The organism is Mesorhizobium sp. WSM4822 (assembly GCF_055811155.1).
In genome coordinates, this window is record NZ_JBVVQM010000036.1 from 1 (window position 1) to 14299 (window position 14299).

10 protein-coding genes and 4 pseudogenes are annotated in these 14299 nt (G+C 59.7%); 5 read left to right on the plus strand and 9 right to left on the minus strand.

What is annotated here, in order from left to right:
• Nucleotides 1-124 precede the first annotated feature (124 nt).
• Nucleotides 125-1041 (plus strand): annotated as a pseudogene (locus AC0L3E_RS33660) (IS3 family transposase); the annotation flags it as partial.
• Nucleotides 1042-1158: 117 nt separating this feature from the next.
• Here AC0L3E_RS33660 and AC0L3E_RS33665 read toward each other — a convergent pair.
• The gene (locus AC0L3E_RS33665) at nucleotides 1159-2358 is read right to left on the minus strand and encodes an IS256 family transposase (protein ID WP_473606777.1); all 1200 of its coding nucleotides are present in this window, start codon (nucleotides 2356-2358) and stop codon (nucleotides 1159-1161) included.
• A gap of 450 nt (nucleotides 2359-2808) precedes the next feature.
• On the opposite strand from AC0L3E_RS33665, the gene AC0L3E_RS33670 reads away from it, so the two are divergent.
• Nucleotides 2809-4431 carry an ABC transporter substrate-binding protein gene (locus AC0L3E_RS33670; protein WP_473606790.1) on the plus strand — a complete coding sequence of 541 codons (1623 nt, stop codon included), beginning with the start codon at nucleotides 2809-2811 and terminating at the stop codon, nucleotides 4429-4431.
• Nucleotides 4432-4560: 129 nt separating this feature from the next.
• On the opposite strand, the pseudogene AC0L3E_RS33675 reads toward AC0L3E_RS33670, so the two are convergent.
• Nucleotides 4561-4836 (minus strand): annotated as a pseudogene (locus AC0L3E_RS33675) (transposase); the annotation flags it as partial.
• Nucleotides 4837-5115: 279 nt separating this feature from the next.
• Between AC0L3E_RS33675 and AC0L3E_RS33680 the strand changes: the two are divergent.
• On the plus strand, nucleotides 5116-5262 hold the full coding sequence (locus tag AC0L3E_RS33680; RefSeq protein ID WP_473606778.1) for a group II intron maturase-specific domain-containing protein: 147 nt from the start codon (nucleotides 5116-5118) through the stop codon (nucleotides 5260-5262).
• Here the strand turns inward: AC0L3E_RS33680 and AC0L3E_RS33685 are convergent.
• From AC0L3E_RS33685 to AC0L3E_RS33705, 5 genes and pseudogenes are all read right to left on the minus strand, one after another.
• Nucleotides 5232-5438, minus strand: a pseudogene (locus AC0L3E_RS33685) (transposase); the annotation flags it as partial. The gene AC0L3E_RS33680 and the pseudogene AC0L3E_RS33685 overlap by 31 nt on opposite strands.
• A gap of 80 nt (nucleotides 5439-5518) precedes the next feature.
• Entirely contained in the window at nucleotides 5519-5644 is a 126-nt protein-coding gene (locus AC0L3E_RS33690) for a hypothetical protein (RefSeq protein WP_473606780.1), read from the minus strand.
• Between the two features lie 384 nt (nucleotides 5645-6028).
• Entirely contained in the window at nucleotides 6029-8230 is a 2202-nt protein-coding gene (locus tag AC0L3E_RS33695; protein WP_473606782.1) for a N,N-dimethylformamidase beta subunit family domain-containing protein, read from the minus strand.
• On the minus strand, nucleotides 8220-8624 hold the full coding sequence (locus AC0L3E_RS33700) for a N,N-dimethylformamidase alpha subunit family protein (protein ID WP_473606783.1): 405 nt from the start codon (nucleotides 8622-8624) through the stop codon (nucleotides 8220-8222). Before AC0L3E_RS33700 ends, AC0L3E_RS33695 begins: the two co-directional genes overlap by 11 nt.
• A 364-nt stretch (nucleotides 8625-8988) precedes the next feature.
• Nucleotides 8989-9567: a hypothetical protein gene (locus tag AC0L3E_RS33705; protein ID WP_473606784.1), complete on the minus strand. Its 579-nt coding sequence runs from the start codon at nucleotides 9565-9567 to the stop codon at nucleotides 8989-8991.
• Between the two features lie 151 nt (nucleotides 9568-9718).
• Between AC0L3E_RS33705 and istA the strand changes: the two are divergent.
• Together istA and istB are read left to right on the plus strand one after the other, a co-directional pair.
• A pseudogene (gene istA / locus AC0L3E_RS33710) lies at nucleotides 9719-11284 on the plus strand (IS21 family transposase).
• Nucleotides 11217-11951: an IS21-like element helper ATPase IstB gene (gene istB / locus AC0L3E_RS33715; RefSeq protein ID WP_473606786.1), complete on the plus strand. Its 735-nt coding sequence runs from the start codon at nucleotides 11217-11219 to the stop codon at nucleotides 11949-11951. Before istA ends, istB begins: the two are co-directional and overlap by 68 nt.
• A gap of 269 nt (nucleotides 11952-12220) precedes the next feature.
• Here istB and AC0L3E_RS33720 read toward each other — a convergent pair whose 3' ends face one another.
• Together AC0L3E_RS33720 and AC0L3E_RS33725 are read right to left on the minus strand one after the other, a co-directional pair.
• Nucleotides 12221-13873: an ABC transporter substrate-binding protein gene (locus AC0L3E_RS33720; protein WP_473606787.1), complete on the minus strand. Its 1653-nt coding sequence runs from the start codon at nucleotides 13871-13873 to the stop codon at nucleotides 12221-12223.
• 205 nt (nucleotides 13874-14078) lie between these two features.
• Nucleotides 14079-14299 (minus strand): hypothetical protein (locus AC0L3E_RS33725; RefSeq protein WP_473606788.1); only part of this gene is annotated, 221 nt, incomplete at its 5' end.

The following is a 14299-nucleotide window of genomic DNA, read 5'->3' on the forward strand; positions in this document are numbered from 1 at the left end:
TTCTTGCCGATATCGACACCATAGACGGCCGCAGGGCGCGGCGCATTGCGTGGGGACATTGCAACCTCCTTTGTTGTGACTGCCCAGATGATGCTGCGGGAGGACGGGGCGGACCATCCCATTAATGGTGACGCCCGCGGCCAAGCGGAAAGCTGTCGCTCGCCTGAAGGAAGCCTTCGGGATGAGCGAACGGCGGGCGTGTAAAGCCATCGGCTGTTGCCGCATGACGGTTCGCTACGAGACCAGCAGGCCGGATGACCGCGAGGTTCGCGAGCGGATGAAGGCGATCGCGCAGGAGCGTCGCCGGTTCGGCTACCGGCATCTTCTCGTGATGCTGAGGCGGGAGGGCCTGGTCGTGAACCACAAGAAGCTGTTCCGGCTCTATCGGGAGGAGAAGCTCGCCGTTCGCCGCCGTGGCGTCTGCAAGCGGGCGATCGGGACCAGGGCGCCGATGCTGGTGCCGCTGAGGCCCGACGAGCGCTGGTCGCTCGACTTCGTATCGGACCAGCTCACCGACGGGCGCCGCTTCCGCATCCTGGCCGTCGTCGACGACTGCACGAGAGAGTGCCTGGCACTCATCGTTGATACGTCTCTCTCGGGCATGCGGGTTGCCCGCGAATTGGACCGGCTCATCACCGAGCGCGGCCGGCCGAGGATGATCGTCAGCGACAATCGCAGCGAGTTCACCTCTCCTGGGCGGATTAGAACCGCGTCGAATGGCATTACATTGCGCCTGGCAAGCCGATGCAGAATGGCTTCATCGAGAGCTTCAACGGCCGACTGCGCGATGAACTGCTCAACGAGACGCTGTTTACCTCGCTGGCTCAGGCGCGCGTCGCCATCGCCCTGTGGCGCGCCGACTACAACACCGCGCGGCCGCACTCCCAAATAGCCTGGCAGACACCGGCCGAGTTCGCCACCACCTTCAATCCGCGACGGTCGCTCGCGCTCCGCTATGCCAAAGGCTCCGCGCCAGCGCCCGTCGCTTCACCTGCCCAGCAGGGCACAACCCACGCCGGAAACGAACTCAAAACTGGATAGAAACTGGGGGCAAGGTCAAACTGGTTAAACAGGCGCCACAACCTGGCGAGATAGTGTCCCACCGCGTGGTGTAGCTGGCGGCATTGGTCGCCGTGCTGTCCGGCATGGCCGGGCTGATCAGCGCGCCACTGCGGGCAGGCTAATGAGGGGATCATCGCTCAATTGGCCGACGCTTTCCAGCGTCATGTAACGGGCGCGCTGGACGGCCCATTCGTCGTTCTGTTCGAGCAGCAGCGCGCCGACGAGTCGGACGATGGCGTCGTCGTTGGGGAAGATGCCGACGACGTCGGTGCGGCGCTTGATCTCGCCATTGAGGCGCTCGATCGGATTCGTCGAGTGCAGCTTGGCCCGGTGCTCCTTCGGGAAGGTCATGTAGGCGAGCACGTCGGGTTCGGCGTCGTCGAGGATAGCGGCGAGTTTCGGCACCTTGGATCGGATCTGGTCGGCGACGGCACGCCACTGGGTGCTGGCGGCCTCGGGCGTCTCCTGGGCGAAGGCGGTGGCTATGAAGGCCGAGACGACGCGCCGGCCGCTCTTGCCGGCGTGGGCGAGAACGTTCCTCATGAAGTGAACGCGGCAGCGCTGCCAGGTTGCGCTGAGCACCTTGGTGACGGCCGCCTTCAGGCCCTCATGGGCATCGGAGACGACAAGCTTCACGCCGCGCAGGCCGCGGCGCGTCAGCTTGCGCAGGAACTCCGTCCAGATCGGCTCGGTCTCCGAAGTGCCGATCTCCATGCCAAGCACCTCGCGGCGGCCGTCGGTGTTGACGCCGACCGCGATGTTGACGGCGACGGAGACGATGCGACCACCGCGACGGGCCTTCAGGTAGGTGGCGTCGATCCAGAGATACGGCCAATCACCCTCGATCGGTCGCTCGAGGAAGGCTTTCACCTTGCCGTCGATCTCTTCGCACAGCCGCGACACCTGGCTCTTGGAGATGCCGCTCATCCCCATCGCCTTGACGAGATCGTCGACCGAGCGCGTCGAGATGCCCTGCACATAGGCCTCCTGGATGACCGCCGTCAGCGCCTTCTCGGCCATCCGGCGCGGCTCCAGGAAGCCTGGGAAGTAGGAGCCTTTCCTCAGCTTCGGGATGCGCAGCTCGACAGTGCCCGCGCGCGTCTCCCAGTCCCTGTCGCGGTAGCCATTGCGCTGGGCTGTCCGTAGCGGCGACTTCTCGCCCCAGGCGGCGCCGGTCGCGGCACCCACCTCAATCTCCATCAGCCGCTCGGCGGCGAAGCCGATCATCTCGCGCAGAAAATCGGCATCAGGCGTCTTCTCCACGAGCGTGCGCAGGTTCATCATGTCGTCGGTCATCGGTGTTCCTTCCGGAAAGGCGTTGGTCTCGCAACCAGACCTTACCGGAAAGCGCCGATGACCACCGCGCTACCAGCTACACCACGTCTCGGGACGTCACCATTGGCGACGCCTTGAAGTCATCTCCGTATGACGGCCGCGACAACAACGACGGATCCTTCGACCGGAGGAAGAAGCTGGCAACGGCTCGCCTCGGAGCTCTGCCGAAAACGCCCCGGGTAAAAGCTGCTCGTTTTGACATGAGGGGTGTTTATACCAAGCGACATCTTTTTCGTCTACGAGCCGCGCCGGGCACATGATCTATTCATAAAATAACAAGGTCGTGACTGGATGCTCACTGTGTGGCAGCGACACCGCTGACCAGATCCTCGGTTGCGTCAGATAGCGTGAATTTCTCGTAGACGAACAAGGGAGGTTGAAGTGGAGCGTCCAACAAAGCATGGCGGCCCGATGCCAAAGGTTCTCGACGAACTCGCCCAAGAGGCCAGAAAAGGTAGGATGGACAGGCGCGAGTTTCTGGCGCTCGCTTCCATATTTGGTGCTTCTACGGCTATGGCATATTCAATGCTGGGCGCACCGCTCCCGGCGCATGCTGACGAGGTGCCTCAGAAAGGCGGAATTCTTCGAATCGCGATGCCAATTTATGGCCCAAAGGATCCCCGAACAAGCGACTATTCAGAAATCTCGAACATTTGCAGGCAGTTCCTGGAGGGGCTGGTCAAGTACACGAGAGAATACACGTTCGAACCGCGACTTCTCGAGAGTTGGGATGTCAATGAGGATGCCAGCGAATACACTCTGCACGTCCGCAAAGGCGTAAAATGGAACAACGGCGACGAATTCAATGCCGACGACGTGATATTTAACCTTCTCCGCTGGTGCGAAAAAGATGCGCCTGGAAATTCGATGTCCGCGCGTATGGCCGCACTCCTCGATGACAAGACAGGAAAAGTCATCGAAGGCGCCATCACGAAAGTCGACGAGCATACGGTTAAGCTCAAGCTATCAAAGTCGGACATCACGCTCATTCCCGGGTTTTCTGACTACCCCGCGTTGATTGTGCATCGTGACTTCGACAAACATGGATCGGACATTCTAAAATACCCGATAGGAACGGGGCCGTTTGAACTGGTCTCGTGGGATGTCGGCCAAAAGGCTGTACTAAGGCGCAGAACAAATGGAAGCTGGTGGGGTGGCGAAGCTCATCTCGATGAGGTGCAATTCATCGACTATGGCAGCGACCCTTCGACCGTTCAGAATGCCTTCGAATCAGGCGAAATTGATGCGAACGAGCAGACGTTCGCGAATTACGTCGCCATCTTTGACAAAATCGGCTTAGTGAGATCTGAGGCAAAAACAACGGAAACGATCATTTGTCGCACTCAGGTAACCAACAAGCCATACGATGACCAGCGGGTGCGGAAGGCGTTGCAGTTGGCCATCGACAACAACACTGTTCTACAAACCGCTCAGAATGGTTTCGGCACTATTGCCGTGGATTGCCACGTCGGACCGCTGCACCCTGAATACTATCCGCTACCCGAAAAGAAGCGAGATGTTGAAGTTGCCCAACGCCTTATGGCCGAAGCCGGTCAGATGGACTTTGAACATGAGCTATTCAGCAGCGACGCAGATTGGCTCAAAGCCAGTGCAGACGCCATGGCTGCACAACTGCACGACGCCGGCTTCAAGGTCAAACGCACGATCGTTCCCGATAGCACGTTTTGGGAGAACTGGATGAAATATCCGCTATCGGCAACTGACTGGAACGCGCGGCCGCTTGGCGTCCAGGTACTGGCACTTGCCTACCGCACGGGTGCCGTATGGAATGAGACCGGCTGGTCGAATCCGGAATTCGATGAGAAACTTGACAAGGCCTTGACAGTGCCGGATCCACAGAAGCGCAAGGAGCTGATGCATGATCTTGAATCGCTTCTACAGGATTCCGGCATTATCACTCAGCCTTATTGGCTTACTTTGTTCAATCACTCTACGAAACGAGTGAAAGGGTATGCGATGCACCCGATGTTCGAGATCGACCTCGGCAAGGTTTGGCTCGATCAAGCAGCCTGAGCCAAAAAGGTGATCGTCAGAAGCTAAGACACTGAACCCAGTGAATGAACCAAGCAGTGTGGCGGCATGGCTATCAGAGGCCATGCCGTCGACTTTCGAAGCCACGCCAGAATTTAGAGCACGTCCTGTTTAATCCGGTTCATATCCTGCGGCTTTGAAGTAGTTGGCGCATTCGGCTGGGGTGAAGAGGTCGACGACCGCGCCGACCGTGTCCCACAGAGCCTTGATGGTTCTCTCGGCTTTGGCGCGCATGAGAGCCTTGAGTTTTGAGAAGGCGTTTTCGATAAGGTTGAAGTCCGGACTGTAGGGCGGCAGGTAGAGCAGGCTCGCGCCTGCCGCCTCGATCGCGTCGCGCACACCGGCGGCCTTGTGGGCGGGCAGGTTGTCCATGATGACGACTTCGCCCTCCATGCTGACGATGGCCTTGTGCACTGCCGGAGTGAACAGCAAGCCAAAGCCCTCAAGGCGGAGCTTGGTGCTCGACTGGCGGCATGCGGGCTTCAAATGCATCCGACAAAGACCAAGATCGTCTATTGCAAGGACCAAAGGCGCAGGGGCAAATACCTGAATGTCGTGTTCGACTTCCTCGGGTATCAATTCCGGCCGCGACGGGTGGCGAAGACACAGCGAGACGAGTTCTTCTGTGGCTACACGCCTGCGGCCAGCCCCACGGCACTGAAATAGATGCGAACGACGATTAAAAGCTTGAACATACCGCGGCAGACGCCGGGGACGCTGGCTGAAATCGCCCAACAGCTCAATCCGCTCCTTCGGGGATGGATAGCCTATTACGGCCGCGACAGGGTTGGAACCAGCACCTGCTCGACATAGGCAAGGAACACATTGCCGTTCATGGCGCCGTCGTAGACGAAAGGCGCGGTCATACCTGTCAGCCGCAGCGCGCCGGTGAAGGTCGTGGTCTTCCAGTGGCCATGCGGTACGCCGGCCCGGCAGCGCTCGCCGCGCGGCGCTCTTCCCCGCAGGCGGGCCATTTTTGTGGAGAGGCCGGGGTGAGTAGGCCGGAGGAATTTCACCTGCCGGCCTCTCGCAGAACGGTGCGTGAACCTCTCGATTCACACCGCTCCCATCAGGCGAACGTATTCGTTCCGAACACCTTCCAATGCACGAACAGTCCGGGATTTTCCCGCGCCAGCTTTCTCAAGATGAGGCTGGCACGCGTCTTATGGGACTGAAAGCGCTTGAACTTGCGCATGATCCACGCCCTGAGCTTCCGGTTGACGTATCAGCCAGAGTGGACAGGGCCGAACGGCTGAACCGAAACGGCTTCTCTGTCGTACCTATCGAATTCATCCTGTTTCCAGTGGTTCCAAACAATACGACCACCTGATCCGACCCCTTTGCTCCGACCCCATTACAGGGCCCTCAATGCTCATACGGGTCGGTCCACCCACACGGCGCAATCGGGCACAAGGTTCCGATCTCGTTGATCAACCCCGATGGCGCCGTCAGCCCGCCATCGTGAAACAGCCGGAAAACTCCACCTTCCGGCGGTCCGCAGCCGCATGTGGTTCAGAGAGATAGCCTGAGGGTCGCAGACTGCAGGATCTGCGATTCCCACCTTATGCGGCAGCCGCATTTAGTCTGGCATTTGGAAGGGCGTCGGATCGCGAAAACGGCGGAGCACGTTCTCAGAAATGAGGGCGACATTGTTCGAGTAGCCATCGTACGGGAGGCAGCTGCCCCAAGCTATCGAACCAACAGAAAAGACGGCGCCCCCTGCGGGTGTCTCGAAGAACGTCATATCAGCACGAATAGGCTCTCTTGGCGCGTCGTTCCAGAGTGCGGTGAAGAATTCAACCCCCTCCATGGAGCGCACATGGCCTTCTGATGCCGCGACCACGAGCGCATGATGCGGTGTGCCGAGTGCTTGGTCTACCGTGTCAACCTCAAGACCCGCCGCTCCGCCAAGAACACCGAACTCGCCGATGATGTTTTCTGCAACGCCTTCAAAAATGAAGCGCGCCCGCGGATCGTCGCCGGCCGGCAGGCGACGATAGTAACTGCCGCGGTCAAAAACCTGTGTCCGAAATCCGACGCCAACGAGCGACTGCTCGGATCTGCCCAGATCCTTCCATAGCCCACAGAGCCGGCCAGTGAAGCTGCTGTGGGCATCCCCCGGTCCGATTCGGCCATGTTCTGATTGGCGCCGCCTGAGCTCAACCAAGCCATGCCTTTGCGGATGGAAATCAATGGTGTGGTGGAATCCGTTGCCACCTAAATACATGAGCCGCCCACCCTTAGCGAGAAAGCCGTCAAGAGCCTGCAACATCGGTTGAGACCAGTACTCCGGATGACTTCCGGTCACCAGCACGCCACAGCCTTCTAAGGCCGCTAGGCCCTCGCGGTCCAGCTCTTCGTCCGTCAACACGTTGTGATCGGGAGCTGCGCGGGCAAGCCAGCCGAGAAGACAAAGATCGATCTGAAAATTCCAGAGCAAGCCTCCGGGCTGCCGGTTCAGTACCGGCCGCCGGAGCGACCCAATCCACCGTCCGCTGCCGTCGTCATGCTGATCGTAGAGCGATTTACCGAGAGCTGGGAGTTCAACAGCCAAAAGGTCGAGCGGCGTGTGGAAGCAGGCAAGACAACCCATTCCATACTCTACACTCTGCCGCTGGAATATACAGTTGACGTATGCTGCATAGGTCGCCGTCGGCGCCAGGAAGACAACAGCACTGGAAGCTTTGGCAGCCTGCCGCACGTAGAACGGAACATAGAACTCCGCATCCGCGCCACGCAGACGGGCCGCGTAGCAACCGCTCGGCCAGTCGGCCGGAACTGTGAGCCGCAGGTCCTCCTGCCAGCCGGGGCTTTCAATATCGTCGTGGTGGAAGTGAATAGCGCCGTACTGGTCAGGGGTGCGGCGCCAATCCGTGGTGGAACAGTCCCAATTCGATCCCTGGACGGCGCGGGTGGGCTGATTGATGCAGACGCCGTTGTGGCCAAAGCCTGATTGGTCTCGGACAACGTCTGACGCAGGCTCGCCCACCAAATCCCAATCGGCCAGGCAAGGCCAATCCGCAGATTCTGTTGGCCTACGTGCAGCCAAATCGCTGAGTTGTTCGAGCGACAGCGCCGCAGCCAGAATGCGAGGACGCTCGATTTTGCCGTTGAAGTGGTGGCAAGGAAATCCGTCCTCATCCCGCTCGGCAGCTATCAGGAGGTGGCCGTCGCCAAGCGCAGGCGGCGCCGCATCGTCCACAGCCAGACTGCTCGCGCCAGCATGGTCGTGCGTCCCGGAAGCGAGGCGATACACCGCAACCATCAAGTTTCGGCTTTCGGGATCGTAGCTCAGCGCAACGAAGCTCCAGCGCCAGAGAGACAAGGGTGGCTCCAGGCGGTAGATCCGCGGCTCAACAGGATCGCCGAGGACCGCCGCCAGGCAGCCGTCTGCCTCGAGCCGCAAGGCTACTCCCCCACGCCCTCCCTCGGTCAGCGTACTGAGCAGGCAGCGCGGTTGCCCGCCAATAAGGGTCGGCAAAATGTTCGCACAAAGCGTTATCGGCCCAAGATCTGCTAAGCGCTGCGATCCTTCGACCTCAATGTAGGAACCAGTGCGGATAGGTTGCTCGCGTCCGGGATAACGCTTGGCCTCCGGCGCCGCTATGACGGACGGCTGGAAGGGTGGCATTTCCGGTCCGGCATCGCAGCCGAGCAGCCGGACGAAATCGCATTCGAAGCTGTCGAGCTTCAGACAGCTCACAGCGAAGGCGATGGTCTCGCCGGGTTTTACGCTGTCGCGGTCGGCATAGGCGAGAATAATTGGGCGATCAGGCTTCATCATCATCTTCCTGCAGCGAGAGTGCACCGATCAGATGTCGCCAGCGTTGTTTGAAAACCCAACGCTCAACATCCTCCCGCGTTTGAAAATATTCTGGCGCCGTTTCGGCAATGTCCAACCCGTCTCGCGACCAGCGCGCAGCGCGCCACTCGGTATAGGGTTTGGTCATGATGGTGAACCATTTGCCACCCGTTGGCTGGGAACGCATGACATCCAGAATGAACCGGAGATCGGCACTGTGGCGGCCGAAAGGGTCGTCCAGGAACTCGCGTACGAGGTCAGAACGACCGGCAAAGCCTGCCAAGGCAGCGCGGGCGGCCGCCGTGCCGCCGTTCTCAGACCAATACTCCTGTTGAGACTTCACGAGCTCGGTGTTGGGAGCATTGCTCATCATAGGTAATCTCCAGGGCAAGGCGTATTGATTCTATGGCTCAGCCATAATTGTAAAATTGACCCCGCGATGGGTTCAGATTCCGACCGTGCATGGCACGCTCTGGCTTCGTTTTTTCTTTTAGACTAGACGATATGCCGGCAGTCTCGTAGATGAAAAAGATCAAATCTGCCATAGACCTGCTTCATGTCTAAGCTGCGCGCGACCTGTACTCTCGACCCACTCGCCCCACGTCTTCGAAGTCGCTGCCCGAAGCTTGAGTTAAAAACGCCGGCGTGGTCGAGTAGCTCAGCCATTCGGCTTTCACCCTCACAGATCCGGGCGGGCGGATTTCCCGCACCCGCCTCTTCCCGAGGGGTAACCCGCGTCATATCCGAGCTTGCGCCCAAGTTCGAGTGATGCGCGGAGTTGGCACGGGGAAGCGCGCCGTCAGGGTCTCGAACTCCGACCAGCCATGCGCCGGCTTTTGTGGCTGCGCCGTCTCAGACACCGTAGCCATATCCGACGCACTTGCCGATGGAATCCGTTGAGCGCTGGGTGTTGTGCGGCCTGCCGTAGTAGCCGTAGTGTCCACGCAGAACGGCGGCGAACCACCTGTGCTGCGCAGCCATTGGCGCGTGCATGAGCCGCAGGCATCCTGGCGCAGCGCCGTCAGCTTGCGCGTCAGGCGTTTGCCTTCCGCCTTGTGCTTCACGATGAACTGGCCATCCCGGGTCCGCCCGCAGTAGTGGGTGAAGCCGAGAGAGGCGAAGGTCTCGGGTCGCCGCTCGCCACGCCGCTGTCGTGAGAGGGCCGCGAACCGCCCAAACTTGATCAACCGCGTCTTGTCCTCGTGGAGCGTCAGGCCAAAGCCGTCCAGCCGTGCCTTGAGGGCTAACAGCATCTCCTCTGCATCGGCCTTCTTCTCAAAACCCGTGACGAAGTCGTCAGCGTAACGCCCGATCACAACGCAACCGCGTGCATGGCGACGTCGCCATTGGTGTGATTTTTCATGGAATGAGGACCCTGTTTGAGGGGTGATTTTCGTCCAAACGGGACCCCTTAACGATGGGGTCATCAAGATGCCTCCGGTTTGATCGGAGGCATTTGTGTTTTGGATGTTGGTTGTGGAGACGATTGCGAAGATACGCGGCTGTCGCTGGTGCAGGGGAAGTCGATCAAGGCGATCCGCCGGGAGCTGAAGATCTCCCGGAAGGTGGTGCGCAAGGTTTTGCGTTCCGAGGAGACAGAGTTCCGCTACGAGCGCAAGCATCAGCCTTATCCCCGGATGGGCCTAGCGTGACGAGCTGGATCGGCTGCTATCGGCGAATGCGGCCAAGTCTCAGCGGGAGCGGCTGACACTGATCCGCATCTTTGAGGAGCTTCGCGGCCTCGGCTATGACGGCAGCTACAGTTCGGTGTGGCGGCATGCTCAGAGCTGGGCGGCGGATCGCGGCAGCGCCGCGGCCGAAGCCTACATTCCGTTGAGCTTTGCGCCGGGCGAGGCCTACCAGTTCGACTGGAGCCACGAGATCGTTCTGCTCGACGGCGTGACGGTAACGGTGAAGGTGGCGCACATGCGGCTTTGCCACAGCCGTATGTTCTTCGTGCGGGCCTATCCGCGCGAAACGCAGGAGATGGTGTTCGACGCCCATGACCGGGCGTTCAGCTTCTTCCGCGGCGCCTGCACGCGCGGCATCTACGACAACATGAAGACGGCGGTGGACGCGATCTTCATCGGCAGGGATCGCCGCTACAACCGCCGCTTTGCGCAGATGTGCGGGCATTACCTTGTCGAGCCGGAGGCCTGCACGCCGGCGGCCGGCTGGGAGAAGGGGCAAGTCGAGAACCAGGTCGGGCTGGTGCGCGAGCGCTTCTTCACACCGAGGCTGCGCTTCAAGACGTTGGAGGATCTCAACGGCTGGCTGGCCGACAAATGCGTTGCCTATGCCAAGACGCATCGGCATCCCGAACAGGGCGAGCGCACGATCTGGGACGTATTCGAAGAAGAGCGCGCCAGCTTCATTCCCTATGCCGGGCGCTTTGACGGCTTCCATTGCATTCCCGCGTCGGTGTCGAAGACCTGCACGGTGCGCTTCGACAACAACAAATACTCGGTGCTGTCGAGTGCCGTCGGCCGGCCCGTCGAGATCCATGCTTATGCCGACCGGATCATTATCCGCCAGGACGGCGTGGTCGTGGGCGAGCATGCCCGCTGCTTCGGCCGCAACGAGGTCATCTACGATCCCTGGCACTACGTGCCGGTGCTGGCCCGCAAGCCGGGCGGATTGCGCAACGGCGCGCCGTTCCTTGGCTGGGTCCTGCCGTCGGCAATGGAGAAGGTGCGCCGCAAGCTCAAGGCGGTTGATGACGGCGACCGGCAGATGGTGTCGATCCTCACCTGCGTGCTGACCGACGGATTGAGCGCGGTCGAGGCCGCCTGCCAGGAAGCCATCGAGCACGGCGTCTCGTCGGCCGCGGTGATCCTCAACATCCTGGCCCGCAGCCGCGATCCGGCGCCGGGCACGATCCTTTCCATTCCCCAGGCGCTGAAGCTCGCTCACGAGCCGGTCGCCGACTGCGCCCGCTATGACAGCCTCAGGAGGACGAACAGCCATGGAACGCACCGAAGTACTGGAACTGATGGGGACGCTGAAACTCTTCGGGATGCGCGCGGCCTATGACGAGATCATGGGCGTCGCGATTAAGCGGCAGCACGAACCGCCGAAGATCGTCGGCGATCTGTTGCAGGCCGAGATATCGGAGAAGCAGGCCCGTTCCATCAAGTACCAGCTCACCGTCGCCAAGCTTCCGCTGGCCAAGGATATCGAGGACTTCGATTTTGCCGGCACGCCGGTTAACGAGAGCCTGATCCGCGACCTCTCCGCCGGCGCCTTCGTCGCCGATCAGCGCAATGTCGTCCTGGTCGGCGGGACAGGCACCGGCAAGTCGCATCTGGCAATCGCCATTGCCCGTTCTCTCATCCGCAACGGCGCACGCGGGCGCTTCTTCAACGTTGTCGACCTCGTCAACAGGCTCGAGACCGAGACCCGTGCCGGCCGGCAGGGCCGCATTGCCGATCATCTTACCCGGCTCGACTTCGTCGTCTTCGATGAACTCGGCTATCTTCCCTTCGCCCAGGCCGGCGGGCAGTTGCTCTTCCATCTGGTCTCGAAGCTTTACGAACGCACCAGCGTCATCATCACCACCAATCTCGCCTTCGGGGAATGGCCGAGCGTCTTCGGCGACGCCAAGATGACAACCGCGCTGCTCGACCGCCTCACCCATCACTGCGAGATCGCCGAGACTGGCAACGAATCATGGCGCTTCAAGAGCCGCTCTCAAAGCTGAGGTCCAAAAGCCAATCAGTCGCGCCCGATCAGGCTGTGCAACCCCGACCAGCTTCGCCTGATCGGGCGCTTACCGGCGTGCCTCTCAACACCGAAAACCGGGGTCCCTTTTGCGCGAAAAAACAGGGTCCCAATTCCGTGGTCATTGACAAGATGTTCGATGGCGACCTCTTCACGCTTCGCATAACTGAGCCGCTGCGGCAAATCAGGGATGCAATCGGTTTCGCCGTGTCGGCGAAGCCTCTTGATCGTTTAATGAAACCATGAATCTCAGCCAGTTCGATCGAGCCAAACCCTACCGAGGTCTACATCGTATGTGGGGTGCATCTGGTAGCCTCGGACCTGCTTGGTGAAATGGCAAAATACGGAGAGCCAGTAAGGCTGTATGATAACGCCCGAATCCTGAAGAAGCGTTTCAATATCTTTCATAAGCGCCTTGCGCTTCTCCGGGACGGGCACAGCCAACGCCGCGTCCAATTTCTTATCGAATTCTGGGTTTGACCACGCCGTTTGATTCCAAGCAGCGCCACTTCGATAGGCTAGCGCCAGCACTTGGACGCCGAGCGGCCGCATGTTCCAGTTCGTGACCGAAAGCGGGTATTTCATCCAGTTGTTGTAAAACGTGCTCTCGGGCAGAACTGTTCGCTTAACCCTAAAGCCCGCCTCGCGGAGCTGGCTAGCAATCGCATCGGCCGAGTCCTTGACCCAGCCCACGTCGGGACCGATAATTTCGTGCTCGAAGTCCATCTGACCGGCTTCAGCCATTAGGCGCCTAGCAGCTTCAACATCCCGTTTCTTTTCCGGAACGGGGTAAAACTCCGGGTGAATTGGTGCTACGTGATAGTTCGCAGCGAGCGTCCCATGCCCACTGTAAGCAATTTGCAGTACAGCGCTATTGTCGACCGCCAACTGCAACGCATTGCGCACCCGCTGATCTTCGTAGGGTTTGTTTGTGACGTTTGCAGCGCACAGGACCGTCGCCGCTGTCTTCGCCTCAGACTTCACCAGACCCAGTCCGTCATATATTGCGATATCATTTGCAGAGGTCTGGGTGTTCGCGTCTACTTCCCCTGACTCGAAGGCGCTCTGTTCGGCGGAAATATCGGTGCCATAATCAATGAACTGTACTTCGTCCAAGTACGGTTGGCCGCCCCACCATTTCCCGCCTGTCCGACGCTTAAAGACGGCGCTCTGGCTTACGTCCCACGACACCAGTTCGAAGGGACCCGTGCCAACGGGATGCGTGACCAGGTTCGAGCCGTTCTTTTCGAAGTCGTGATGCACTACGAAGGCGGGGTAATCGGCAAAGCCAGCGATGAGGGTGATATCGGGTTTGGGCAACGTAAGTGTAACCGTGTGCTCGTCGACCTTTTTGATGGCGCCTTCTATCGCTTTTCCTGTCTTCTCATCGATGAGCACGGCCAGGCGCACGGCCATCGAATTTCCCGGCACATCCCTCTCGCACCAGCGCAGCAGGTTAAACATCACGTCATCTGCAGTGAAATCGTCGCCGTTGTTCCACGTGACACCCTTTCGGACATGCAGGACATATGCCGTCGCATCATCACTGACCTCCCAACTCTCAAGAAGCCGGGGCTCGAAAGTATAATCATTAGTGTATTTGACCAAAGGGTCCAAGAACTGGCGGTAAATGGTAGCTATGCCCCCATCGTCATTTACGCGAGGATCGTTAGCGCCATGGACCGTCGCGGCAATTCGCAATGTTCCGCCTTTCCTCGGTGTCTCTTCAGCATATGCCGGCAGCGTTGCACCTACCATCGAATACGCCATAGCTGTCGAGGCACCAAAGATCGAGGCGAGCGCCAAGAACTCACGCCGGTCCATGCCACCCCTTTTTGCCTCTTCGGCGAGCCTGTCGAATACCTCCGGCATAGGCTTGCCATACTTGGTCAAATACCCCATCACGACCTCCCATAGTTGTTATTTACGACGATACCCTACCCTCAAACGCACCTGTTTCGCGTCAAACTGGGAGGATGCTTCGGACTGGCCCCGCGACGGGTTCAGTTTCATGGCTCGCTCTGGCCTCGTTTTTTTAATAAATAGAAGACATGAGGGCAGCCTCGTAGACGGAAAAAATTGCATCTGCTATAGACCTGCTTCATGTCTAAGTTACGCGACGTGGGACACCCACTCGCTCCTCATCTTCGAAGCCGCGGCCCAAAGCTTGAGTTTCAAAAGCATGGCCGCATCTGAATGTGACGCAGCCGAGTGTCTCGCACTCGATCAGATGTTTCGAGGCCGGACTGCACGTGTCCAAGGCCGAAAGGCAGTGCTCGACGCTGACGCCCCGATACAGATCCGGATAGGGCGCGCGATAGATGTTGC